Origin of the sequence: Rhodophyticola sp. CCM32 (assembly GCF_004751985.1) — a bacterium.
GTDB lineage: Bacteria > Pseudomonadota > Alphaproteobacteria > Rhodobacterales > Rhodobacteraceae > Rhodophyticola.
Genome location: NZ_CP038492.1, coordinates 2,419,555 through 2,442,870, shown reverse-complemented (window position 1 = coordinate 2,442,870; position 23,316 = coordinate 2,419,555). Strand labels below are relative to the sequence as shown.

21 protein-coding genes are annotated in these 23,316 nt (G+C 60.7%); 14 read left to right on the top strand and 7 right to left on the bottom strand.

Annotated elements, in window-relative coordinates; translation table 11 throughout:
* Positions 1–5 precede the first annotated feature (5 nt).
* Genes E2K80_RS11820 through E2K80_RS11810 form a run of 3 tightly spaced genes read left to right on the top strand, consistent with a single transcriptional unit; the run spans position 6 to position 3,738 of the window.
* On the top strand, positions 6–539 hold the full coding sequence (locus tag E2K80_RS11820) for an ureidoglycolate lyase (RefSeq protein WP_168193178.1): 534 nt from the start codon (positions 6–8) through the stop codon (positions 537–539).
* A complete protein-coding gene (locus tag E2K80_RS11815; protein WP_135375189.1) occupies positions 536–2,248 on the top strand; it encodes a hydantoinase/oxoprolinase N-terminal domain-containing protein in 1,713 nt (570 codons plus the stop codon). The genes E2K80_RS11820 and E2K80_RS11815 overlap by 4 nt, the downstream gene beginning before the upstream one ends.
* Positions 2,245–3,738 (top strand): hydantoinase B/oxoprolinase family protein, encoded by a 1,494-nt coding sequence (locus E2K80_RS11810; protein ID WP_168193177.1) that lies wholly within the window; start codon positions 2,245–2,247, stop codon positions 3,736–3,738. The genes E2K80_RS11815 and E2K80_RS11810 overlap by 4 nt, the downstream gene beginning before the upstream one ends.
* An 84-nt stretch (positions 3,739–3,822) precedes the next feature.
* Here E2K80_RS11810 and E2K80_RS11800 read toward each other — a convergent pair whose 3' ends face one another.
* Entirely contained in the window at positions 3,823–4,584 is a 762-nt protein-coding gene (locus tag E2K80_RS11800) for an IclR family transcriptional regulator (RefSeq protein WP_135375187.1), read from the bottom strand.
* Positions 4,585–4,722: 138 nt separating this feature from the next.
* On the opposite strand from E2K80_RS11800, the gene E2K80_RS11795 reads away from it, so the two are divergent.
* The 8 genes from E2K80_RS11795 to E2K80_RS19315 all read left to right on the top strand — a co-directional run bounded on the left by E2K80_RS11795 (position 4,723) and on the right by E2K80_RS19315 (position 12,907).
* A complete protein-coding gene (locus E2K80_RS11795; protein ID WP_135375186.1) occupies positions 4,723–5,496 on the top strand; it encodes a creatininase family protein in 774 nt (257 codons plus the stop codon).
* 47 nt (positions 5,497–5,543) lie between these two features.
* Positions 5,544–6,800 carry an amidohydrolase family protein gene (locus tag E2K80_RS11790; protein ID WP_168193176.1) on the top strand — a complete coding sequence of 419 codons (1,257 nt, stop codon included), beginning with the start codon at positions 5,544–5,546 and terminating at the stop codon, positions 6,798–6,800.
* A gap of 8 nt (positions 6,801–6,808) precedes the next feature.
* The gene (locus tag E2K80_RS11785) at positions 6,809–8,197 is read left to right on the top strand and encodes an FAD-binding oxidoreductase (RefSeq protein WP_135376596.1); all 1,389 of its coding nucleotides are present in this window, start codon (positions 6,809–6,811) and stop codon (positions 8,195–8,197) included.
* A gap of 2 nt (positions 8,198–8,199) precedes the next feature.
* Positions 8,200–8,781: an NAD(P)H-dependent oxidoreductase gene (locus tag E2K80_RS11780; RefSeq protein ID WP_135375184.1), complete on the top strand. Its 582-nt coding sequence runs from the start codon at positions 8,200–8,202 to the stop codon at positions 8,779–8,781.
* Positions 8,782–8,921: 140 nt separating this feature from the next.
* Entirely contained in the window at positions 8,922–9,614 is a 693-nt protein-coding gene (locus E2K80_RS11775) for an ABC transporter ATP-binding protein (protein WP_238475513.1), read from the top strand.
* Positions 9,611–10,450, top strand: coding sequence for an ABC transporter permease (locus E2K80_RS11770; protein ID WP_135375183.1), 840 nt, complete (start codon positions 9,611–9,613; stop codon positions 10,448–10,450). The genes E2K80_RS11775 and E2K80_RS11770 overlap by 4 nt, the downstream gene beginning before the upstream one ends.
* 37 nt (positions 10,451–10,487) lie before the next feature.
* On the top strand, positions 10,488–11,636 hold the full coding sequence (locus E2K80_RS11765) for a hypothetical protein (protein WP_135375182.1): 1,149 nt from the start codon (positions 10,488–10,490) through the stop codon (positions 11,634–11,636).
* Entirely contained in the window at positions 11,633–12,907 is a 1,275-nt protein-coding gene (locus E2K80_RS19315; RefSeq protein WP_135375181.1) for a tetrahydrofolate dehydrogenase/cyclohydrolase catalytic domain-containing protein, read from the top strand. Before E2K80_RS11765 ends, E2K80_RS19315 begins: the two co-directional genes overlap by 4 nt.
* A gap of 60 nt (positions 12,908–12,967) precedes the next feature.
* Here the strand turns inward: E2K80_RS19315 and E2K80_RS11755 are convergent, their stop codons facing one another.
* From E2K80_RS11755 to E2K80_RS11730, 6 genes are all read right to left on the bottom strand, one after another.
* Positions 12,968–13,660 (bottom strand): nuclear transport factor 2 family protein, encoded by a 693-nt coding sequence (locus E2K80_RS11755; RefSeq protein ID WP_238475512.1) that lies wholly within the window; start codon positions 13,658–13,660, stop codon positions 12,968–12,970.
* Positions 13,661–13,781: 121 nt separating this feature from the next.
* Positions 13,782–14,600, bottom strand: coding sequence for a bifunctional 5,10-methylenetetrahydrofolate dehydrogenase/5,10-methenyltetrahydrofolate cyclohydrolase (locus E2K80_RS11750; protein ID WP_135375180.1), 819 nt, complete (start codon positions 14,598–14,600; stop codon positions 13,782–13,784).
* Between the two features lie 23 nt (positions 14,601–14,623).
* Positions 14,624–16,126 carry a tripartite tricarboxylate transporter permease gene (locus tag E2K80_RS11745; protein ID WP_135375179.1) on the bottom strand — a complete coding sequence of 501 codons (1,503 nt, stop codon included), beginning with the start codon at positions 16,124–16,126 and terminating at the stop codon, positions 14,624–14,626.
* A complete protein-coding gene (locus tag E2K80_RS11740) occupies positions 16,126–16,581 on the bottom strand; it encodes a tripartite tricarboxylate transporter TctB family protein (protein ID WP_135375178.1) in 456 nt (151 codons plus the stop codon). Before E2K80_RS11740 ends, E2K80_RS11745 begins: the two co-directional genes overlap by 1 nt.
* Before the next feature lie 28 nt (positions 16,582–16,609).
* Positions 16,610–17,569 carry a Bug family tripartite tricarboxylate transporter substrate binding protein gene (locus E2K80_RS11735; protein ID WP_135375177.1) on the bottom strand — a complete coding sequence of 320 codons (960 nt, stop codon included), beginning with the start codon at positions 17,567–17,569 and terminating at the stop codon, positions 16,610–16,612.
* Positions 17,570–17,637: 68 nt separating this feature from the next.
* Positions 17,638–18,882 (bottom strand): NAD(P)/FAD-dependent oxidoreductase, encoded by a 1,245-nt coding sequence (locus E2K80_RS11730; protein WP_135375176.1) that lies wholly within the window; start codon positions 18,880–18,882, stop codon positions 17,638–17,640.
* A gap of 496 nt (positions 18,883–19,378) precedes the next feature.
* Between E2K80_RS11730 and E2K80_RS11725 the strand changes: the two genes are divergently transcribed.
* From E2K80_RS11725 to E2K80_RS11715, 3 genes are read left to right on the top strand one after another with little or no spacing between them, the layout of a single operon-like run.
* Positions 19,379–20,890 carry a lipid II flippase MurJ gene (locus E2K80_RS11725; RefSeq protein WP_135375175.1) on the top strand — a complete coding sequence of 504 codons (1,512 nt, stop codon included), beginning with the start codon at positions 19,379–19,381 and terminating at the stop codon, positions 20,888–20,890.
* Positions 20,891–20,901: 11 nt separating this feature from the next.
* A complete protein-coding gene (locus E2K80_RS11720; protein WP_135375174.1) occupies positions 20,902–22,767 on the top strand; it encodes a polysaccharide biosynthesis protein in 1,866 nt (621 codons plus the stop codon).
* Positions 22,764–23,312, top strand: a complete 549-nt coding sequence (locus E2K80_RS11715; RefSeq protein ID WP_135375173.1) for a sugar transferase — start codon at positions 22,764–22,766, stop codon at positions 23,310–23,312. The genes E2K80_RS11720 and E2K80_RS11715 overlap by 4 nt, the downstream gene beginning before the upstream one ends.
* Positions 23,313–23,316 lie beyond the last annotated feature (4 nt).

Genomic DNA, 23,316 nt, shown 5'->3' with positions numbered 1-23,316 from the left:
GCGGCATGACATCTGCTTCAGGCCTGCCGCCAATCCGGCTTCGTGCTGAGCCGCTGACATCTGATGATTTCGCGCCGTTCGGCCAAGTGCTTGGGCCGGGTATCGGAGCCAGCCGGTTGATCCGTGATAACACCGTCCGCCTGACCAACACGCCCTCATGCCTGACCCACACAGATGCGGCGACCCGTGCCGAAATCGACATCTACGAGGTTACGGGAAAGGCATCGCCGGTCGTGTGCACGCGCATCGAGCGGCATCCCTTGAGCGCGCAGATGTTTGTGCCGCAGATGTCCGTGTCAAGCGCTCATGCATGCTGGATGGTTGCCGTCTGGCCCGATGGGCCCGAGGGGCCGGTTCGTGCCTTCGTGGCCAGGGCCGGACAGGGCGTCGTGTACAAAAGGGGTATCTGGCATCAGGGCATCATCGCGCTTGAGATCGACATGCAGTTCGTGTCGATGATGTTCCGCGGCGACGACACGCAGGATACCGAATTTCACACCCTGTCGCGCGCTGTCGCGTTTGAGATTGGCGATCCGTGACGCATCTGGCGATCGATATAGGGGCGCGGTTCATCGACATGATCGCGTGGGGGTCGGACGGCGTGCGCAGGTGCAAGCAGCCTTTGGGCGATGCGCTATGGGACACCGCACTGGCGGGGTTGGCCAAGCTTGACCTTACGCCAGAGCAGCTGTCGGAGGTGCGGATCGCATCGACGGGTTTTCTCAATCACTTGCATCACGCGCAAACACTGCAGGACGGGCCCGGGGTTGGGGTCGGTCTCATCACGACAGCGGGGTTTGAGGATATCGCGGTGCTTGGCCGTCAGGACCGGGTCGGATTGTACGACCCGGTGACACGTGTCGCGACGCCCGTACATCTGATCGACGATGGCGCAACTTCCGGCGTCTCTGCCCGCATGGATGCGCAGGGCGAAGAAATTCAGGCGGTCGACGAGGCCGAGGTTGCACGGATCGCTGAAGCCCTTTCGGAAAGCGGCGTGTCCACAGTCGCGATTTGTCTGCTGCATGCCCACCAAAATGGTCGGCACGAACACGCCGTCGCATCGATCCTGAGGGCGCGGTTGCCCGATCTGTCCATCAGCCTGTCCCATCTGGTCGATCCTCGGCCACGGGAGTTCGAGCGTCTCGTCTCCACGGTGCTCGATAGCTGGCTGCGAGTCACGGTGCTGCCGGATCTGATTATGCTGAGGGATCGTTTTGCGGCCAAGGGATTTGCCGGGTGTTGGGCTTGGGGCGATGGGCGTGGGGTGCTGACGGAATTCACCGGATCATTGGTGCGGCTGATGGCCGGCGGACCCGCGGCCTCAATCCGGGGGGCCGCGGCTGTGATCGATGGCGGGCAAGCGACCGCGATTTCGATCGATATAGGGTCAAAAACCTCCGATCTGGCCCTTGTCCGGCAGGGCGCTCCGGCCCTGACCGATAGCGGAATGCTGGCCGGGATTCCGGTGCGTGGTGCACGGGTGGATATGGAAAGCCTGCCGGTGGGCGGCACCCAGATGGTTCCGGGGCAGGTGGAGTATATGCTGGACGACGCCCTGATTGCCGCTGGGTGGATGGCGGGTGACACCGACTGTACGGCGACCGAGGCGGCGCATCTCCTTGATCTTGTGCACCGGCATCTGGCCCAGGCAATCACGCGCCATGCCACCCGGCGCAATGTCGATCCGACCCGCGCGAGTCTTGTCGTGACGGGAGGGGCGGGTGCGTATCTGGCCACGGGTCTTGCGGAGGCGCTGGGCCTCAGCCACGTCCTGATACCGCATCTGTCGATGTTTGCGGGTGCCGTCGGTCTGGCGCGCGCGCCAAGGCAGGCTGAGATCCGGCGTCGCGTCGATGCGTCGTTGACCGATGTGACGTCAACGATGTTGGTGGGTTTCGCGCGCACCAGCACGGCTGAGCTTGTACCGGTGCCGGATCATCAATCCTCAATCGAGCTGATAGCCCGCATCTCTCCCCGCCCTAGGATGCCACATATGGACGTCACGTTTGACCGCGCCGCGCCGGAGCGATTGGCGCAGACCTATCAAGAGACCTACCGCAGCCGCTACGGAATCGCGCCGCAGGGGCCGGGATATGTGACACTGCTATGCGCGCGGTCGTTTGAGACAACCGGCGCGCTGGCGTCGGCTCTGACACCGGGGGAGGCTGACCTGCCGATCTGTCCGGACGGATGGCACGCCGTCCCGGTATCGGGCGGGTATCGGCTGGAGAGGAGGGCCTCATGAGCACGGCAAACCGTATTCTGCAACTGCGCCTCGACGGGTTGGCGGAAACCATGCAGCGCATGCTTCTGGACACGGCCGTGTCGCCCGTCGCGCGGGAGGCGGCGGATTGCGCCTCGGCCCTGTTCACGGCATCGGGCGAACTTCTCGCCATGTCCGATGCCATCCCCCTGCTGCTTGGGGCGTTGCCCGGCCAAATGACGGCGTTGCTTGCCTGCTACCCCCCGGACACAATGCGCGAGGGTGAGGTTTACATCGCCAACGATCCGTTCTCAGGCGGCACCCATCTGCCTGATATCGCCGTGATCCTGCCTGTCTTCGCCAAGGGCCAACTGATCGGGTTCACGGCAAGCCTGCTGCATCATCAGGACATTGGCGGCATGCGGCCCGGATCGGTGCCGCCTGATGCGACTGAGATCTTTCAGGAGGGGTTGCGCCTGCCCCCGATGCGGGCGGGAACCGACCATGTGCTGTCGCAAGAGGTCCGCGATCTTGTCACCGCCAACAGCCGCGTCCCGGGGGTCGTTCTGGCCGATCTGGACGCGCAGGTCGCCGCCGCGCGTTCTGCCGTGCAAGGCTGGATGCGCATCATTGATGATTTGGGTGTCGGTGGGTTTGTTGAGGCGACCGCAGAACTACTCGATGCCGCCGAAGTGGAAACCCGCGCCGCCTTCGGGGCGTTGTCGGGGGATGAAGTGCGCGCGGTTGACGGCCTTGATCCGGATGCGACTCTCGGGCGGTTAGATGTTTGCGTTGCCTTGATGATCTCGGCGGATGGTATGGTCGTGGATTTCACCGGCTCCTCCGCGCAGGTCGACGCGCCGATCAACTGCGTCGCCTCCGGCCCGCTATCGGCGGTGTTCTATGCTGCGATCACGCTGCTTGGCCCCACGGCATTGCGCAACGGCGGTATCCTGCGTTGCCTCCATCTGGTGCTGCCGGAGGCAAGCGTCGTCAACGCCGCCACACCCGCGCCGGTCAATGCGCGCACCAATATGGTGCGTGCGATCACCTCAACCGTCCTTGCGGCCTTGGCGCAGATTGACCCTGCGGGTCGCCCGGCGGCAAATTGCGGGATGGCCTATGTCATCGCGTTCTCGGGGATGGGGGCGGATGGCCAACGGTTCCTCGCGACCGAGATCATCGCAGGGGGTGCCGGTGGCGGTCCCGATGGCGCAGGCGCGCATGCGGTCTCGACCGATGTGGGCAATGCCCGCAACACGCCCGTTGAAATCATCGAGGCGGACCTGCCTTTGCGGGTCCTGTCGTCGGAGCGTCGGCGCGGTTCCGGCGGGGAGGGCCTGCACAATGGCGGTGACGGCGTTCGGCGAACATATCTTGCACTGGCCGATGGCATCTCGGTCTCGATCCGGGGGAGCGGTTCCAGCGCGTCCCAGATGGATCCGGCGGGGGTGGTGCGCCGAAACCTTCCGCTGCGCGTCTCTTGCGCGCCGACGGCACGACGGAACCACTCGGCCCGCGATCTGCTGTGAAACTGGACACGGGCGACAAGCTGGTGATCGAGAGTTGCGGTGGCGCGGGCTTTGGCGCGCGTCCGGTCCCCCTGGTATGATCGTTCAGCCAGCGGCGCCGATATCGACGGCACATTGCTGCATCTCGTCCAAAACGCTTCGGGGCATCTCATCGGCGGTGTACCGGCCGGTCGGGAAAAGCATCGAGATTGCGCCTTCGATCTGCCGTGCTGGTGAGAACACCGGCACCGCGACCGAACTCACGCCAGAGATAAGCCCGGCCTCGACAAACGAGAAGCCGCGCTTTCGGGTGCTGTCGACCGACGGCCCCAGCGTATCAGGATCACATTCAGCGGGCCAATCGCCCCGGTCCAGATGGGCAAGGATCGCATGACCCGACGCCGTGCGGTGAAGCGGGACATGGGTTCCGACCGAGATCATGTTGAGTGTGAATTGCCCCGGCAGATAGGCGTGGGCGACATAGGTGGCATCCGCCTGGTCATGCAGCGCGAAAGACAGGTTCTCACCAATCTTTTCGGCGGATTTGCGCAAGATGGGCTGGATCACCTGCGCGATTCGGTGCCCGTCCAGAAACCCGCGCGCCAATCGCATCACACCCACCGTCATCTCAAAGCGCTGGCCCTTTTCCACAAGGATGCCCGCCTGCAAAAGGGTGCGCACCAGCCGCCGCGTGACCGCAGCGTTCAGCCCCGTCTTGCGCGCGATTTCCGACAGACTCATCAGGCGCGACGTTCCGTCGAACGCCTCCATGACCTGAAGGCCCTTGCGAAACGTGAGCGAGATTTCAGACTCGATGGCACTGCTTTTCTCGGGCTTGGGGACTGTATTCATCACAACATCATCCATTTCTCGGACTCCATCGCTGGTTTAATAGGCATTCGCAAGTCATTCGAGGCCAACATAGCCGGTAGTGGGTTGCACTGTCCGGATTCTATCGTACGGTATATCGAATAAAGTTTCGATAAACGAATATTGCGGAAATCCATGACACGCCTTTGGCACACCCTTCGCAGCTCTGACTTCCCGCCGCCCCCCGGCGCGGTGGCGATCCTTCCGGTCGGCGCGTTGGAGCAGCACGGGCCGCATCTGCCCCTGGGGACTGATCATCTGCTGGCCGAGGCGATGGCGGGCCTGGGGGCGGCACAGGCGCAAATAGCGGAATGCTGCCTTCTTCCCGTTTTGCCCATCGGTGTCTCGGAAGAGCATCACGATTGGCCGGGTACGGTGTGGCTTGGAACGGAAGACATGATTGCCACGCTGATGGCGGTCGCGCGCGGTGTGGCGCATGCGGGCTTCCGAAAACTGCTGATCATCAACGGCCATGGCGGGAACATGCCCGCCCTCCAAACCGTTATCCGGCGTGCCCGCATCCAGCACGGGCTATTCGCCTCGACACTTGGCTGGATGGCGTTGGGGATCGGGGATCATCCGCAGGAGGCAAGGGTTGACGACCTTCATGGTGGGTTCATGGAGACGGCGGCAATGCTGCATCTGTTTGCCGACCTTGTGGATATGACCCAAGCGGAAGATTTTGCCTCGACCAACCGGCAGATGGCGCAGGATTACAGCTATCTCAGGTTCCTTGGCACCCCGTCCACCGGATGGACCGCGCGTGATTTGCACCCTGAGGGAGTAGCTGGGAATGCCGCCGCCGCAACACCTGAGGCCGGGCGGGTGATTGTCGAAACGGCAGCAAGGCACATTGGTGCGCTGATCGACGAAATGGCGGGATATGAGCCGGATTGGGACGCGTCATGATGCGCCCGTTGCCCGCGCCGCCTCAACCCTACGTCTTGCAGGACGTGATGGTCCCGATCTCCCTGTTGCGCGATTTCGCCTCTCGGCCGGTAGAAGGCGGGGGGATGACGGACGGGCTTGTTATGGCGGATTTGGGGGTTGCTGCGGGGCGGCTGTGCCATGCCTCTGAACTGCCCGATGCGATACATGTTCCGGCACGCGGCAATGTTGCGCTGCCCCGCCTCGCAGAGGCGCATGTTCATCTCGACAAATCCGAGACGATTCATGAAACGGGCGCGGGCGACGGCACCCTGATGGGGGCTATCGGAACCCTGGGGCCTGCCATGCACACCTGGGACGTGGATCATTTCAGAACGCGGATGACCCGGGCTGTCGATCAGGCGCTGACGGCGGGTGTCGGCACGATGCGAAGCCATATCGACTGCATGCTGCTGCCCGAGGACAAACCGGGATGGCACGCGATCAAAGACGTGATGTCAGAGTATGAAGGCCGGATGCGGATCACGCCGGTGGCGCTTGCCGCCCTCGATCGCGCGATGATTGATGGCTTCGATACGCGGTGCAAGCAGGTGGCAAGGGCGGGCGGTGTGCTTGGCGCCTTCATCCCGCCCGATGGCGCGGCACCCGAGGTTCTTGATCGGTTCCTGCAAGGGGCGGCACGCTACGCGCTCGACGTCGATTTCCATGTGGATGAGCATCTGTGTGATACGCCCCCGGCAACACTCGCACTGGCCGAGGCGGTGGTGCGGACCGGGTATGAGGGCCGGGTTCTGGCCGGTCATGCCTGTCGTTTGGGGCTGTTGCCGGCAGATGATCTGGACCGGGCCTTGGATCTGATCGCCCAATCCGGCATCGCCATCGCAACGCTGCCCCGAACAAATCTCTACCTTCAGGATCGGCAACAGGCACGGACCCCAAAGCAACGGGGGATGGCCCCGGTTCGGGAGATGTCCGCCCGTGGCGTGCCGATCGTGATCGCCACCGACAACGTGCGCGATGCGTTCTTTCCCTTTGGAAACTACGATTTGCTGTCCGTGTTCGCGGATGCGGCCTATGCCCTGCATCTTGATCATGAGCTTGGCCATTGGATCAGATCCATTACCGACATTCCCGCCCGCGTCCTTGGGGACACCGATGGCGGCCTGCTTGCCAGCGGTGCCCCCGCCGACCTGCTTCTTGTTCCGGCTCGCAACTGGAGCGCGCTTTTGACCGCCCCCCCACAGGAGCGCACCGTCCTGATCGCCGGCCGCGACAGGGCGGTGGGCGGCATGAACACCATCACGCCAAAAGAGATCGCCCTATGAACGCGCGGATGACAGAGTGTTTCGGGATCCTACAGACCAGTGGCATCACCGTGGACGATGCGCCGGGTCCGGTTGAGCGCAAAAGTCGCGATTTCTTCTGGTATTCGCCGATCCTGAAACGGCAATTGGCTGACATCAGGGGCGATTTTCTGGCGATCCCGGAGACCGAGGATGAGGTTCGCAAAATCCTTGCCACATGTTTCGAACATGACGTACCGGTTACCGTTCGCGGTGCCGGAACCGGCAATTACGGGCAGGCAATGCCGCTTCGGGGCGGTTGTGTGCTGCTGACCGAACGCCTCGACCAGATCGGCATCCATACGGGGCATGTGGTGGCCGGGCCGGGGGCGATCATGCGCCGGATCGAAGACCGGGCCCGCGAGACGGATCAGGAGATCCGGCTGTTCCCGTCCACCATGGCGACCGCGACGATCGGCGGTTTCATCGCGGGTGGATCAAGCGGCGTCGGCGCAATCCGTTGGGGCGGTTTGCGTAACCCGGCCAATATCCGCCGCATCCGGCTTCTGACCATGGAGGCCGAGCCGCAGGTGATCGAATTGACGGGCCACGATGTTCACAAGGCCGCCCATGCCTATGGCGTCAACGGGATCATCACCGAGCTGGAACTGCCGATTGATCCGGCAACAGACTGGCGCGAGGTTCTGATCGGCCTGCCGGATATGGCCGCCGCGATTGCCTGCGCCTTCGCCATTGGTCGCGACGATGCAATCCTGTCCCGCATGATTTCACTGTTCGAGCCGGGGATTGCGGACAGGTATTTCCTCCGCCATCGCAAGCTGGTGCCTGAGGGGGAAGCGCTTGTGGCGGTCTATGTGGCCAGCGGGGATCTTGCGGCATTGGAGGCGTTGATCGCGCGCCTGGGCGGACAAATCCGGTTCCGCGATGGGGAGCATGAGGGGCGGTTTCCCGACCTTTATGAGCTTGGGTGGAATCACACCACGCTCAGGGCGATCAAGGTCGATCCGGCGATGACCTACCTGCAAATGATGTTCAGCGATGATGTCCATTCTGACGCCGCCGCCATCAAGGCCCGGTTCGGGGATGAGCTGCAGATCCACATGGAATTCACCCGCATCCAGGGCGAGGTGCGCGCCGTCGCGATGCCCCTTGTGCGCTTCACGGATGAGGCCCGGCTGGAGGAGGTCGTGACCATTCTTGAGGGCGAATTGGGGCTGACGGTATTCAACCCGCATCGCGTGACATTGGAGGAGGGTGGCATGAAGGCGCCGGATCTTGATCAGTTGGAGTTCAAACGCCGGGCGGATCCCAAAGGGTTGCTGAACCCCGGCAAGATGATTGCCTGGGAAGACCCGGATTGGGTGCCGCAGGACGGGCGCAGCTACCTGTTCGGCACTGTCGGCGGGGGACGGACCTGATCATGCGCGTTCACGTCATATACGCGCATCCCCTGGCAGATAGCCTTGCGGGAACCCTGCACCGAACGGTTGTCGAGAACCTGACGCACGCGGGTCATGAGGTTGATGATCTCGACCTTTACGCCGAAGGGTTCGACCCGGTCTTGTCGGCTGAGGGACGATCAAGCTACCACGATGTGCCGGACAATCGCGTGCCCGTCGAAAGCTATGTTCAGCGCCTCAAGGCCGCCGATGCGCTGGTGCTGTGCCATCCGGTCTGGAACTTCGGCTGGCCCGCCATGCTGAAAGGTTATTTCGACCGCGTCTTCCTGCCGGACGTCTCCTTCGTGTTCAAGAAGGAACGCCTTGGGCCGGGGCTGACAAACATCAAGAAGCTGACGACGGTGACGACCTATGGTTCGAAACGCTGGCGCGCCGCCGTTCTGGGCGATCCACCGCGCAAGAACGCGACCCGTTTTCTACGCGCGATTTGCAAACCGGGCGTGCGTGTCGACTATCACGCGCTCTACAATATCGACCGACTGTCGCGAGACCAGGTTGAGAGCTTCATCAGGAAGGTCGGTACGAAGATGAGGAATTATTGATGTCCGCACCTGCTGATATAGCTCCTCCGCCCACCGTCGGGATTAGCCAGGTGGAGCCCGGGGCGGGCGCCGGTGATGACCGCGAGGTTGCAGTGGCGTTTGAAAACCTTTCAATGACCTATCCCGATGGCACAGAGGCATTGCGCGACATCAACCTGACGATCCGAAAGGGCGAATTTGTGTCCTTCATCGGGCCATCGGGTTGCGGCAAGTCCACCCTGGCGCGGATCGCATCGGGCCTGCTCACCCATACCGATGGGACCGTCCGCATTGACCGCGACCACCTGGCATTCGTGTTTCAGGAGGCAACTCTTCTGCCGTGGCGCAAGACGTTGCAAAATGTCGAGCTGATGATGGAACTGCGCGGCGTGCCGGCAGCGGAACGGCGGCGCAAGGCGCTGGAACAGATGGAAGCCGTGGGCCTTAAAGGGTTTGAGGATCGCTTTCCCCGCGCCCTGTCCGGCGGCATGAAGATGCGCGCCTCTCTTGCCCGTTCGTTGTCGCTGGAGCCTTCCGTGTTCCTGTTCGACGAGCCCTTCGGCGCACTTGATGAGATCACCCGCGAGAAGCTGATCGAAGACCTCGCGGCGCTCCACCGGGAAAAGCAATTCACCGGCTTCTTCATCACCCACTCCATCCCCGAGGCGGTCTACCTGTCCGACCGTGTTGTGGTGATGAGCGCGCGCCCCGGACGCATCCATTCCGAGTTCAAGGTCAATCTGCCCTCACCGCGCACCGGCGACATGCGCTTCGGGGCCGCTTTTACGGATGGCCGCGCGCAAGTGTCAAAATCCCTTCAGGAAACCATGCAACCGGGAGACGGCGCGATATGAGCGACGCATCCACCCTTCGGGCCCATAAGCCGGTCCCAAATCGTGCGCCCCCCACGCCGGTCGTGCGCTTCGCCTGTTCGGTGCTGCCGCCCGTGATCCTCGGCATCGCCCTGTTGGGGCTTTATGCCTGGGTCCGGGCCGGGTTGCCCGATCACAGGCTGTTCCTGATGCCAAGCGGGGCCGGATTGTGGGAGCGTGCGTTTTCGCGCCCCGACGTCCTGGCCGAGCTTGGTCAGCGTGCGCTTGTGACCCTTTCGATTGCGGCGGCGGGCCTCGCCTGTTCCATCCCCATGGGCATCCTGCTTGGTATGATCATGTTCCGGCTGGTGACGATGGAGCGTGCGATTTTCCCCTATCTCGTGGCCCTGCAATCCATTCCGATCCTTGCGATTATCCCGCTGATTCAGGCCGCCCTCGGCTTCGGCTTTCTGCCGAAAGTTCTGATTGTGGCGATGTTCACGTTCTTCTCGATCCCGACCACTTTGCTGCTGGGCCTGAAAAGCCTTGATCGCGGCGTGATCGACCTGTTCCGCCTGGCCAGCGCAAGCTGGTGGATTACGCTGTGGAAGGCGGGCTTTCCGTCCGCCGCACCGGCGTTGTTCGCGGGCCTTCGGATTTCCGCAGGCCTCGCCGTAATCGGCGCCATCGTGTCCGAACTGTTCTTTCTGGCGGGTGCCGGGGGCCTCGGCCAGATGCTTATCAATGCCAAGATCGACTTCAAATACGAGGAAATGTACGCGGCGCTGATCGCCTCCTCGGTCTTGTCGATCTCGGTTTACCTGTTCTTTCAATTCGTCGGAAACCGGCTGTTTTCGGAATGGCACGGACGCGTTTGAAGGTGACGAAACTTCCGCCAACAGAGAGGAACCTACCATGACACTACGACTGCTTCCCGCCCTTCTCGGCGCGACTGCCCTATCGGCCACTGCTGCCATGGCCGGCGATTTTGCCGAGACCAGCTATACCACCGACCTGTCAGAGGTCTGCCCGAACCCGCTGATCCTGCAAAAGGATTGGCTGATGCAGGCCGAACATGGGCCGATCATTCAGATGATCGGGTCCGGCGGCACGATGGAGCAGGGCGCCTATCGCGGCCCTCTCGGCTCGACCGGTATCGAGCTTGTCGTGCTGGAAGGCGGCGGCGGTATCGGTCTGGCCGATGGCGAGACGTCCTATTCTGCCCTGTTCCGTGGCAACAACCGCGCCAATCTGGTGCCGCACCTCGCCTATCACGAGTTGGACAATGCCTTCATATTCTCTGATCAGTTCCCGGCCATCGGTGTCTTCGCGCCGCTCGACGTCGCCCCCACGGCGCTGCTCTGGGATGAGGAAACTTACCCTGATGGCTTCAACTCCGTGGAAGACCTGATCGCCTTCGCCGGGTCCGGTCAGGGCAAGATCTATGTCTCGACCATCAACCGCACCTTCGGGCGCTACCTGGTTGAGGCAGGCGTTCCCGCCGAGGCTTTCGTCGAAGGCTACCGGGGCGATGCCGAGAACTTCGTCGTCAACAACGGCACATGGCTGAACCAGGGCTTCGCCACCAGTGAGGTCTATAACTTCGAGACGGGCAACAACTGGGCCCGCCCCATCGACTACGTGTTCATCAACGATCTGGGCTATCCGAACTATACCGGCATGGTCTCGGTCAGCCGGGATCGGTTGGAGGAACTTTCGCCCTGTCTGGAAGCCTTGGTTCCGATCATGCAGCAGGCGGCGATTGACTACGCCACTGAACCCGCAGAAGTGAACGAAATTGTCGTGGCCTTCAACGAGGGCGATTACAATGTTGGCTGGTGGTCGACCGAACCCGATCAGGTCGCGAACGCGGCGCAGGTCATGGCCGAGACCGGGATCATCGGCAACGGCACCAACGGCACTGTCGGCGATTTCGACATGGCACGGGTGCAGGCCATCTTCGATGTGGTTGCGCCGAACCTCGATGAGCGTGCCAATCCTGACGTCACGCCGGAAGATGTCGTGACCAACCAGTTCATCGACCCGTCCATCGGGTTCGAGTGACAGTGACACGCGCCGTGCTTCTTGACGGCGACGCCCTGGCCGCCATCCGACTCTCGGAGATGACGGCCAGGGTGGCTGCATTGGCAGATGCGGGCATCGTCCCGCATTTGACGACCATTCTGGTGGGCAATGACCCGGCCAGCGAGGCCTATCTCAAACGCAAGCATGCGGATTGCGCGAAAGCGGGGATCGGGTCGGAGGCCATCGTGCTGGATGCCGAAACCTCCCAGGATGATCTGATGGCACTGATCGCGCGGTTGAACGCGGACGCGTCGCGCCATGGTGTGCTTATCCAGCTTCCCTTGCCGAACCACCTGGACACCGACAGTGCCGTCGCGGCAGTCGACCCGGCCAAGGATGTGGACGGGTTTCACCCAATGAACCTCGGGCGGCTTCTTTGGGGATCCGAGGGCACATTACCCTGCACGCCCGCCGGTATTCTCGATCTGCTGCAAGCCCATCATGTCCCGCTTGCAGGGCAGCGTGTTGTTATCATTGGGCGTGGTTCCATCGTGGGGCGACCCCTTGCGATGCTGCTGTCGCGCAAGGGTGTGGACGCGGATGTGACGCTGCTGCATAGCCGGTCCGGTGATGTGGGTGGCGCTATTGCCGGGGCCGATATCGTGATCTCGGCCGTCGGGCAGCCCGATTTCATTCGTGCCGACATGATCCGGCCCGGCGCTTCGGTTCTGGGCATCGGAATCAGTTACGCAGAGGGCGAAATGGTCTCTGACATTGCGGGCGACGTGGCTGAAAAGGCCAGTTTCGTGACCCCGCGCCATGGCTCGGTCGGTGCATTGACGCGTGCCCATCTGTTGCTGAACCTGGTCGCCGCCGCTGAGGCCACTCAGCCAGACACTCTTCAAACGGGATATCCTCCTTTGCGCTCCTTAGTTCCCGATACGATTGCGCCGCCATTTGCCCGCTACTCCCACGGGGTCGAGATGCCTGCCGGAATGCGGCTGGTCGCCACTTCGGGCCAGTTGGGCCTCGCGGCGGACGGAACGGTGCCAGAGGGCGCGCGCGCCCAGGCCGATCTGTGTTTTGCATCCTGCACCGCGATCTTGGGCGCTGCTGGCATGGGGCCGGGTGATGTGATCCGCATCAATGCGTTTGTCACCGCGCGGGAACATATGCAGGGATATATGGAGGCACGCGATGCGTGGCTGGCTGATGTGACGCATTTGCCCGCGTCAACGCTGGTGATCGTGTCCGGCTTCACCCGTTCCGAATTTCTGGTCGAGGTAGAAGTGACCGCCGCTGCAATGTGACAAACAAGCGTCACGGCAGGGTGGGCTGGCGCGCGTCTGTCACGCGCCAGCCTTTGCTGGTTATTCCGAAGGGGGGCGGCATTCGTTGATCGGCGCGGCGCGCGTGATCGGGAAACAGGATTCCCATTCCGCGGTCCGTGACGGCCATGGGGTCAGGCTTTCGGGGCTTTCCTCAAGTTCCAGCACACCCAGAGCCTGAAGGTCCTTCACGCGCCCATCGAGATATTCCTTGATGATCGTGATTTGCCCATCCTCAATCGTCGCGATCCAGACATCGTTGACGACCTGATAGTTGCCACGCTGGAACGCGCGGAACTGCACCTCTGCCGCGATCCGGCCAGTGACGGTGTCGATATACCAGGCATCGGCCGGCAGATAGAACGACACTTCGCTGGCTGCTTCGCAGAACAGCTGAAGATCCTCAAGCATCGAGCCGCGCCCGGTATAGGCGGTTGTCGGGTAGGCAAAACTTACCTCTTCCGACACGGAAGAGATCATCGCATCGGCGTTGCAGTCGCCCCACGCGGTCATCAGGTCAAGGATGAGATCTTGCATCATGGCCCGGTCTGTTCCCGGCTCGTCCAATTCACCTGCGAAGAACACGTTGGGGCGCACTTCTTCCTGCGCCATTGCGAGTGTTGTGGATGAGGTGAGCACCGCGAAGGCCGCTAAAGCTGTCCGTAACATAGTCCATCTCTCTTTTCGTTTATCGAAGTATATGTCGATAATCGCCCGACCATTGCTTTTTTTCAAGTTTCTTGACGCTGCGGAAGGCACCGAAGGGTGACTTTGTCTCTCTGAATTGCAGGGGCGTGGCAGATCGCCCAATGAATAGGCGAAGGCGCAACGCCAAAATGACTAAAGCGTTTCGACTTTATGTTGAAACGCTATAGCTGTTCATCTTGCGACAGGCATTCACCGCATTGCGCAGCAAGCAGGCCGTGGTGACCGGCCCGACCCCGTCGGGGACATGGGTGAGCCAGGACACATGACCATCCACCGCAGCGCGGTCGATATCGCCCACAAGACGGTTACCGACGCGGGTCACGCCGATGTCGATTGCGATGGCGCCCCGGCGCAGGTGATCGCATCTGATCAATCCCGGAACGCCCGCAGCCGCCACCACAATGTCCGCGCCGCAGGTCTCGGCGACCAGGTCTTTTGTCGTGACTTGTGCGACCCGGACCGTCGCGCCCGCTGTCAGCAGCGCCATGGCAAGGGGCCGCCCGACCGTGGGTGACGCGCCGACGACGGACACCACCGCCCCCTCCAACGACCCTGCGAGATGCGCGGCTACAATAGCGGCAGCCTCTGCCGTTGGCGGAATGACGGCGACCTCTCCCTTGGCATGGTGCCCGGCGTGAACGGGGTGCAGCCCCTCTGCGTCCGCGTCGGGTCCGATGTGATCAAGGAACCGGGAGGCATCAAATGCATCCGGTGCGGGTTGGATCAGCAGGACCGGCCCTGTGAGTAACGCCGGAAGCCTTGCGTGTTCTTCATCGGATGTTGGATAGGCCAGCCTCTCAATTCGCAAGGCAATGCGGGCGGCGTAGTCGGATATGCGATCCACATAAGCCATCGCGCCGGGCGCCAGCGGGTCGGCCAGAACGCACAAGGTGTCGCCGGGCACGGGGTTCAGGCCATCGAGGATGGTGTTCGCAAGGTCGACACCTGAAAAGAGACGGGTTTGCATGCCCTAAGCCCTTATTGCCGGGTTCATGGTTCAGAAGATTGTATGCCTGGTTTCCGGCGGGAGAAAAACACGCTCGACAGGAAAAGAAGGGAGATCCCAAGAAACACGGCGCTGATGGGCCGCTCGACAAAGACAAGCGGATCACCGCGTGCCAAAAGCATCGCGCGGCGGAAATGTTCCTCCAGCAGGGGGCCGAGGATAAAGCCCAACAGCACCGGTGTCGCTGGGAATCCGCCGATGCGCATGGCGTAGCCGACAACCCCGAAGATCAGCACGATGAAGATGTCGAAGACGTTGTTGTCGGACGAATAGACGCCCAGGCAGATGAAGACGAGGATACAGGGGTAAAGCACATGATAGGGGATCGTCAGCAGCCGCACCCATAACCCGATCAGGGGGATGTTGAGGACAAGCAGCATCAGGTTGCCGATCCAAAAGCTCATGATCAGGCCCCAGAACAGTGTCGGCTGATCGTTGATCAGGTTCGGCCCCGGCTGAATGCCGTGCAGAAGCATCGCGCCGAGCAGCACGGCGACCACCGCGTCACCGGGAATGCCGAGGCTGAGTGTGGGGATGAACGCGGCCTGTACGCTCGCGTTGTTCGCGGCCTCGGGCGCGGAGATCCCCTCAATCGCGCCCTTGCCGAAACGCTCAGGCGTGCGCGACAGGCGGGTTTCGGTGGCATATGCCATCAGCGATGCAATCCCCGGCCCGGTGCCCGGCAGCGCACCGACGAAAGACCCGATGGCCGAACCGCGCAGGGTGGGCCCCCAAATCTGTCGCCTTTCTGCCTTCCCCGGCCACATGTCCTTGAACCGGAAGCGACCGACCTGATGCACCACGCCCTGTGGCTGTCCGATGCTTGCACTGATCTCGGCCACGCCGAACAATCCCATGGCGACAGCCACAAGGCTGAACCCGTCAGCAAGGGGCAGGAAGCCGAACGTATACCGGAATTGCCCGGTGTTCACATCCGTGCCGGCCAGTCCAAGCCCGACGCCGAGAGCCACCATCGCCAATCCCTTGAATGGCGAGCCGAGGCTGAGCGTGGCGGCGGCAATCAGCCCCAGAAGCATGACCGAGAAGTATTCGGCTGAGCTGAAATTCAGGGCGAAGCGGGCGATGACGGGGGCGAAGAACATCACCAGGATGATCGCGAAGGTTGACCCGACAAAGCTGTTGATCGCGGTGATGAACAGCGCAAGCGGGGCCTTGCCCTGCTGTGCCATCGGATGGCCATCAAGGCAGGTGATGGCGGCCGTCGCCGTCCCGGGAAGGTTGAGCAGGATCGACGCGGTAGAGCCGCCGTATTGCGCGCCATAGAAAATCCCCGCCAGCATGATCAGCGCATGGGTGGGGTCAATATAGTAGGTCAGCGGCAGGGCCAGCGAAATGGCTGCCAGCGCGCCGACACCCGGCAAGACACCGACAATCGTGCCGACAAGAACACCGATGAAACAGAACATCAACGCCTCTGGGCTCAACGCCGTGTTCAGGCCCAGCAGCATGCCGTGGAAAACCTCCATCACAGCCCCTCGAACGGCTCAATGGGCAAGCCGAAGCCCCAGATGAACACCACCGTTCCAAAGAGCGCCATGAATATCGCGATGACCCCAAGCACCCGCCAATTCCGCCCCGGCTCACCCATGCCCACGATCAGGACCAATGCAATTGCTGCCGGGACATAGCCAAGCCGTTCAAGCAACAAGGCGAAGACGAGGATGGCGGCACAGGTCGCAAGCATCCCGCGCCAGGCGATACCTGTGGTGTTGTCTTCGTCCAAAGGGCGCGCGCGCCAAGCCTCAATGATGACGAGCAGCCCCAGAACCACAAGAGTTCCGCCAATCGCCAGTGGAAAGAACCCCGGCCCGGGCCGCAGCGCGGAGCCGAGGGGGTAGGTCAGCGCAATGGCCGCGACAAACGCACCGAACAGGCTGACGCACAGCCCGGGCATGATGGTGCGCACAAGGGCAGCACTCATCCGTGCCGCCCGTGCTTGAAAGATCGGATCACAATCCAGCCGCGTCGACGACACGGGTCCATTTTTCGACCTCGCTGACGATGAAATCAGCCGAGTCCAATGGTGTCATGCCTTCCACCAGGAACCCACGTTCGGAAAATGTCGTTTGCAAAGCCTCCGTCTGGAGCGCGTCGGAAATCGCGTCGTAGAGCATTTCGAGAACCTCGGGCGGTGTGCCTGCCGGCGCGAAGACACCCTGCCAGGAGAAGGCGGAATAGCCTTCAAGCCCGGCATCGCTCATCGTGGGGACGCCTTCGAGCAAGTAATGCTCCTGCGTGCCGGTCACGGCCAAGGGGCGCAGATCGCCCGATGCAATGAATTCCGACGTCACCAGAATGTCGCCGAACATGCCGTCGATGTTGCCGCCAAGCAGATCCTGCAGTGCCGCGGCGCTGCCACCGTAGGGAACGTGCAAAAGCTGAGTTCCGCTCTCAAGGCCGAACAGTTCTGCCGACATATGCATCGACGTGCCGACGCCCGGTGTGCCGTGTGCGAAGCCTTCGGGGTTCTCGGCGGCGAAGTCGATCACGTCCGAGACCGATGTAAAATCGCTGTCAGACCGGACCACCAGCGCCAGAGGCGAGGAGATGACGATGCTGACCGGGGCGAAGTCGTCAACCGGCGAATAGGGAAGATCGTCGCGCAGCGCCGCACTGATCGCGTTCGATCCGGTCACGCCCATCAAAAGCGTATATCCGTCGGGGTCGGACTGGGCGACATAGTTCGCCCCCACAGTACCGCCCGCACCGCCGCGGTTGTCGACGACCACGGGCTGACCCAGCGGGCCAGAGATCGCTTCACCGATCTGGCGGGCCAACAGATCGGTCGATCCACCCGGCGGGAAGGGCACGACAATGGTGATCGGTCGTTCAGGATAGCTTTGGGCCAAGGCGCTGGTCCCGGTAAAGGCTACCGTCACACCAAGAAGGGCTGTCAAAAGTACTTTCACGTCTTCTCTCCTAATAATGACTGTTCGTTTTGTTAACTCCGACCTCTTCAGGGCCGTTTCGGGCTGTATCAGGCCCGCCTGAATCGTTCCGCTCGAAACGGATGAAGGTCGATCCCGGGCGTGCGCCCGGCGACCAGATTGGCGATCTCACGGCCTGTCGTGGCGCCGCCGCACATGCCGACATGGCCGTGGCCAAAGCCGAACCATGCGTTTTCAGCCCTGGGCGCGCGGCCAATGACAGGCAGGGAATCCGGCAGGCAGGGGCGGTGGCCCATCCAGGTTGTGTAGTTTTCCGTCTTGAGAGTGCCGAACACCTTCCGGCCCACATTGATCAGCGCCTCGGCCCGTTCCATCCGGGGCGGTGCATTCAGACCCGCAAATTCAACGGTTCCGGCCAGACGCAGACCCATCTGCATCGGATTGATCATGATGTTCTGCTCCACCGCCATGACGTTGCGGTTCAGCTCCACGCCGGGATCGGGGATCGTGACGTGATAGCCGCGCTGGGTTTCCAGCCGCACGGCGGCCCCAAGTTTAAGAGCAAGGGTCTTGGACCACGCACCGGCGGCGATGATGACGCCATCAACCTCAAGCGGCGCGCTGTCAGCCAGTTCGACCGTGTGTACGAGGCCGTCCCTCATCCCAAACCCGGTGGCAGCGTCGCGCAGATGCTCAGCCCCGTCCTTCAAGGCCTGCGTATAAAGCGCCTGAACCAGCGCCGCCGGATCAGGGGTGGAACCGTTATCGGGCGCGAACTGACCAAAGCCGAAACGACCGCGCAGGGCGGGCTCAAGGGCGAAAAGGTCCTCTCCCTCAACGCATTTCATCTCGACCCCCAAACTGCGCCGCAACTCGGTGCCGAACCGCCACCGCTCAGCCGCCTCGCGGGAGGAATAAACGTACAGACACCCATTGCGCCGCAGAAGGCTGGTAGCCCCGGCCCGCTGCAACAGCGGTGTGTAGCAGTCAAATGTCGGCGCCAGCAGCCCGCGAATCGCACCTGCGATCCGGGTGACCTCCGCCTCGGGCATGTTGCGCAGGAACTGAAAAAGCCAGGGCAGCACGCGGGGCAGGTAATGCATGCGGATCACCAGCGGCCCTTCCGGATCGGTGAGCCATTTTGGAACCCGCTTCCACATGCCCGGCATACCGACCGGAAGAACGGCGCTGGGCGAAATGGAGCCTGCGTTGCCGAAGGACGTCTGCGATCCAGCCTCCTTTGGATCGATGAACGTCACCTTGTGGCCATCGCGCTGAAGCCAGGCCGCGGTGGCAACACCGACAATCCCCGTCCCGATAACTGCGATATGCATGCGCGTTCCTTTCACCTCAAGTTATTCAGGCCGCACTCCCTTCAGGCAAATGAATTGATCTGCTGATGCCATGCAAAAATCTGATAGGAGCAATCGCCGCCATTGGCACGAAAGAACGGCTTGTGCAGGGGAAGGAAGGCACGCCTCTCAGCCCAAACCGATGAGCCTGCGCGTCTTGTGGCCCCGGGGTCAAACTGGTTTCGGGCAACGGATCGAGGATTTGCAAAAGCGAGATAGCCAGCTCGACCCCAGACACGGCAGGCAATGGAATCGAATGGCAAGCTGAGAGGCTTGCAGGTTCCCGCAACCATCTTAACTTGCGCTCCCCCGCCCCATGAGTTCAAAGGCAGAACAGCCGCGTCAGATTTGGGCGTGCCGGAAATGCTGAGATTTCTGTACCCTCCGTTGATCTTGCCGCGATTACTCCCTTCTCTTTCCTCTGGAGGATAATGGCGATACACAAAGAGCAGGCGGAGTCCCCCGCCACTGGCACCCGATGGCACGAACCCTTCTGCAAGCTTCCGCAATTTTGAGTGTTCTGTTGCTCTTAAGCCGGTTTTCCGGGCTGATCCGAGAACAGATGATTGCCGCGCAGCTCGGGCTTGGTCCCGAAGCTGATGCAACGGTGTTGTTGTTGACCCTCCCGGATATGCTTGTAAGCGTCTTGTTGGCTGGCGGGTTTAGTGCAGCCTTGGTTCCCGCGCTAAGCCGCGCCGAACCCGCTGAACGGGCGGACCTCTTGCAGCGTATCATCCTTTGGATGACCCTAGGTGCCATTGGTCTGGGACTTCTTTTGATCATCTTCCGCGAGACAGTCCTTGGTTTACTTGCGCCAAGTCTCAACCCTGTAGAGTTGACAAATTTTGGATGGGGATTTGCGCTCGCCGTGTTGGTTCTTCCGCTCTCCGTTGTTCTGGGGCCCGTGACAGCGTATCTACAGGTCACGCGGCAAAATGCGTTGCCACCCCTTGGGGTTGTCGTCTTTAACTGCGTGCTGGTGATCTATTTTGCGATCCTCCAAAGAAGTTCTAACCAATTTGAAACAATTGATTTTTTAACCTTCGGAACCGTACTGGTTTTTGCAGCTCTACTCCGGCTTGCGACACTTGTACCCGGGGTGACCCCCGTACTTAGAAGACCAATACGAAGGGCAAGGTTTCAAACCGGATTTCGAAGGCAGTTCTTGCAAGGTGTCGCTGCACATAGCCTCGTTGCCGCGACCCCGATCATATTTCGGTCCTTGCAGGCGACCGGTGGACCAGGGAACCTGGCCGCCTTCAGCTTCGCAGAACGTCTCTTTCATCTTCCAGTCGCCCTGCTGATTTCGCCGATCATGCTGTTCTTTTTGCCAATCCTGTCCAGGCTTTCAAAAGATGAGAACGCGGCTTTCCGTTCTCGGGTACTGCTTGCATCAAACATCGGATTTGCAGCGACCCTATCTGCAGCCATAGTGTTGGCTTTATTCTCAGACCCTATCTCTGAAATCATCTTCGGGTATGGGCGCATGCAGGGCGCAGACACCATGCAAGTCGCATCTTCCTTCCGAATTTTTGCGACTGCGTTACCGGCATTCGCTCTATTTCAGGTTATGAGCGCTGCGCTTAACGCACAGACACGGACCCACAAAGTGCTTCAGGCAACCATCTTGGCATTGGTTGCAGGTCTGGGCGTTTTTCTTGTTCTGCAAAAATTCGGACTCCCGCCTCACATATCGGCAAGTTGGGGGTTTGTCAGTTTCCATTATGCGGCGGCCATCTTCTCAACATGCTTCTCGATGGGCAAAACCGACTTGTCAGAACTTTTCGGTCAACTTAGTCGAACCATGTTCCGCTGCTTGGTCGTTATGATGCCACTGCTTCTATTGCTCAACTTCCTTACATTGCCAGAAAGCCGCCTCATGAACCTGTTCTTGATACTTTGCACCACATTGCTGATGATTCTGGTCAACCTCCGTGTTCTACTCTCGCTGCGCTCGGTTCGCGTGGACGAGGGTGAGACATCACAGTAGGACGCCAGGCGATGCGTGGACTATCAAGCACTCTCTTGAACCTTGGCCGAAGCAAGAAAATTGCATTGGTTATCGCAATGGATGGGGCCCTAACGGCTTTGTCGCTGTATTTGGCAATTGCGCTACGTCTGAACAGTTTTGATCTCTTATTTTACTCGCAGGGCTGGGCTCTGTGCCTTATTGGCCTCTTGCCGGCAGGAATCGCACTCTCGATTTTCCTTTCAATCCCCTGGATTTCCGTTCGGTCATTCAATCTCCATGGCATTGCTCGACTGGGGCTTTTTGCGGTCCTGCTCGGCGTTTTGCTGTTTCTCATCAATACGTGGGTATTCTTTCTGATCCCGCGATCAGCGCCCTTGATTTTCATCCCGATCCTGGCCTTTCTGACGGTCTGGCTCCGGCTTAGTTTCGACCGTTTCATAGAGCCGGGCGGGAAGGCAACAGCCGGGCAGGAGCGCGTCTTGATCTACGGTGCCGGCGCGGCAGGCGTGCAATTGGCAAACGCACTCAAAAGCTTCGATGCCGCCGAGGCCGTCGCCTTTGTTGATGACAATCCAGCCATGCACAAGGTTCTTATCGGTGCTCTTCGCATTTACGGGCCCAAAGATATCAATGGGTTGATCAAGGAAAAAAATGTGACGGAGATCGTTCTGGCGATGCCGTCTGCGTCGCGTGCGAGAAAGCAGCAAATACTGCGGGGGCTTAGCGATCATGGCGTAACCCTGCGCACTATGCCGCATTTCATTGATTTCATGACCGGCCAAGCCATCACCGGTCACTTACAGACCGTGACCAGCGAGGACCTACTGGGCCGTTTGCCCCAGGCGCTGGACATGCCGGAAATCGCTGCAGATTATATGGGGCGGAATGTGCTTGTTACCGGCGCTGGTGGATCCATAGGGTCAGAGCTAAGTCTCCAGCTGGCATCTGTTCCCGCCAGAAAAATTGTGCTCTTCGACCACAGCGAGGTGGCGTTATATGATATCGAAAGGCGGTTGCGGGCCGCGCATGTGGAGTGTCAGATAGTTCCTATTCTTGCCTCGGTCTTGGCTGAAGACCACCTGCGACAGGCGCTTGTTGAACATGACATTGAGATCGTCCTGCACGCGGCGGCTTACAAGCATGTACCTTTGGTCGAAAACAATGAAATCTCGGGGGCAAGAAACAACATTATCGGAACATATCAGGTTGCGCAAACGGTCGCTGAAATTGGCATTGCCCGATTTATACTGATTTCGACCGACAAGGCCGTGCGACCGACGAATGTCATGGGGGCGACCAAAAGGTTTGCCGAGATGCTTGTGCAAGACTTGCAGACACGTCACCCCAAAACTGTTTTCTCAATGGTCCGGTTCGGGAACGTGCTTGGCAGTTCGGGCTCGGTCATCCCGCTATTTCGCGAACAAATCTCGAAAGGCGGCCCGTTGACCGTGACCCATCCCGAAGTGACCCGCTTTTTTATGACGCTGAGTGAAGCCGCAAGGCTGGTGCTGCTGGCAGGAACCTTTGCACGTGGCGGAGAGGTCTTTGTTTTGGATATGGGCAAGCCAGTGCGCATAGTTGACTTGGCAAGGAACATGATCGCCTTTTGCGGCTTGACCGAGCGCACGACAAAGAACCCTCGTGGCGATATCGAAGTAATCTATACCGGTCTGCGCGAAGGTGAAAAGCTGTACGAAGAGCTCCTCATCGACGACAGTCAGGTTCCTACTCCCCATAACAAAATAATGTGCGCGCGGGAGCCGTTCCTGAACCCGGAAGAAACCGCAGAGGCGCTTTGTCAACTCAAAGACGCATTAGACAGGAAGGATGCGGGGGCGCTGAGGAAGCTCTTCACCAAAACGGTCGCGGGATACACCAATGGAGCAGTATCTTGAAGAGAGCCTTTGATGTGCTGTTGTCGCTTGCCTGTCTGATACCTCTTGTAATCCCGATGCTGGTTATCGCGGTGGCGATAAAGCGTGAGGATGGAGGGCCCGTTCTTTATAAGCAAAAACGAATTGGCCGGGGCTGCGTGCCTTTTGAAATGCTGAAATTCAGATCTATGATCGTGAATGCTGATCAAACCGGCGGTTTCCAGACCATGCAAAACGACCAGAGAGTGACACGGATCGGCGTGTTCATGAGAGCCAAGTCGATAGATGAGTTGCCACAAATTCTGAACGTCCTGAAGGGTGACATGTCCTTTGTCGGACCCAGACCAGATGTACCAATGCAGGAACAACTGTATGAGCCGGAGGATTGGCAGCGCCGCCATCAGGTTCGTCCCGGCATCACGGGGCTTGCACAGGTGAGGGGACGCTCTGATATCGACCCGAAGACCAGACTGGCCCACGATCTGGAATATGTCGAGAGAGCTAACCTCGCACTAGATCTTCATATTCTGCTCAAAACCTTCCGCGTCGTGCAAAAGGGCATATAAGCTA

Coding starts and splice junctions, on each gene's coding strand:
- E2K80_RS11745 (WP_135375179.1), bottom strand. CDS start 16,126: ATGGAGGTTTTCCACGGCATGCTGCTGGGCCTGAACACGGCGTTGAGC.
- E2K80_RS11740 (WP_135375178.1), bottom strand. CDS start 16,581: ATGAGTGCTGCCCTTGTGCGCACCATCATGCCCGGGCTGTGCGTCAGC.
- E2K80_RS11720 (WP_135375174.1), top strand. CDS start 20,902: ATGCGTGGACTATCAAGCACTCTCTTGAACCTTGGCCGAAGCAAGAAA.
- E2K80_RS11810 (WP_168193177.1), top strand. CDS start 2,245: ATGAGCACGGCAAACCGTATTCTGCAACTGCGCCTCGACGGGTTGGCG.
- E2K80_RS11770 (WP_135375183.1), top strand. CDS start 9,611: ATGAGCGACGCATCCACCCTTCGGGCCCATAAGCCGGTCCCAAATCGT.
- E2K80_RS11820 (WP_168193178.1), top strand. CDS start 6: ATGACATCTGCTTCAGGCCTGCCGCCAATCCGGCTTCGTGCTGAGCCG.
- E2K80_RS11765 (WP_135375182.1), top strand. CDS start 10,488: ATGACACTACGACTGCTTCCCGCCCTTCTCGGCGCGACTGCCCTATCG.
- E2K80_RS11795 (WP_135375186.1), top strand. CDS start 4,723: ATGACACGCCTTTGGCACACCCTTCGCAGCTCTGACTTCCCGCCGCCC.
- E2K80_RS11800 (WP_135375187.1), bottom strand. CDS start 4,584: ATGGATGATGTTGTGATGAATACAGTCCCCAAGCCCGAGAAAAGCAGT.
- E2K80_RS11785 (WP_135376596.1), top strand. CDS start 6,809: ATGACAGAGTGTTTCGGGATCCTACAGACCAGTGGCATCACCGTGGAC.
- E2K80_RS11780 (WP_135375184.1), top strand. CDS start 8,200: ATGCGCGTTCACGTCATATACGCGCATCCCCTGGCAGATAGCCTTGCG.
- E2K80_RS11790 (WP_168193176.1), top strand. CDS start 5,544: ATGGTCCCGATCTCCCTGTTGCGCGATTTCGCCTCTCGGCCGGTAGAA.
- E2K80_RS11750 (WP_135375180.1), bottom strand. CDS start 14,600: ATGCAAACCCGTCTCTTTTCAGGTGTCGACCTTGCGAACACCATCCTC.
- E2K80_RS11730 (WP_135375176.1), bottom strand. CDS start 18,882: ATGCATATCGCAGTTATCGGGACGGGGATTGTCGGTGTTGCCACCGCG.
- E2K80_RS11725 (WP_135375175.1), top strand. CDS start 19,379: ATGGCACGAACCCTTCTGCAAGCTTCCGCAATTTTGAGTGTTCTGTTG.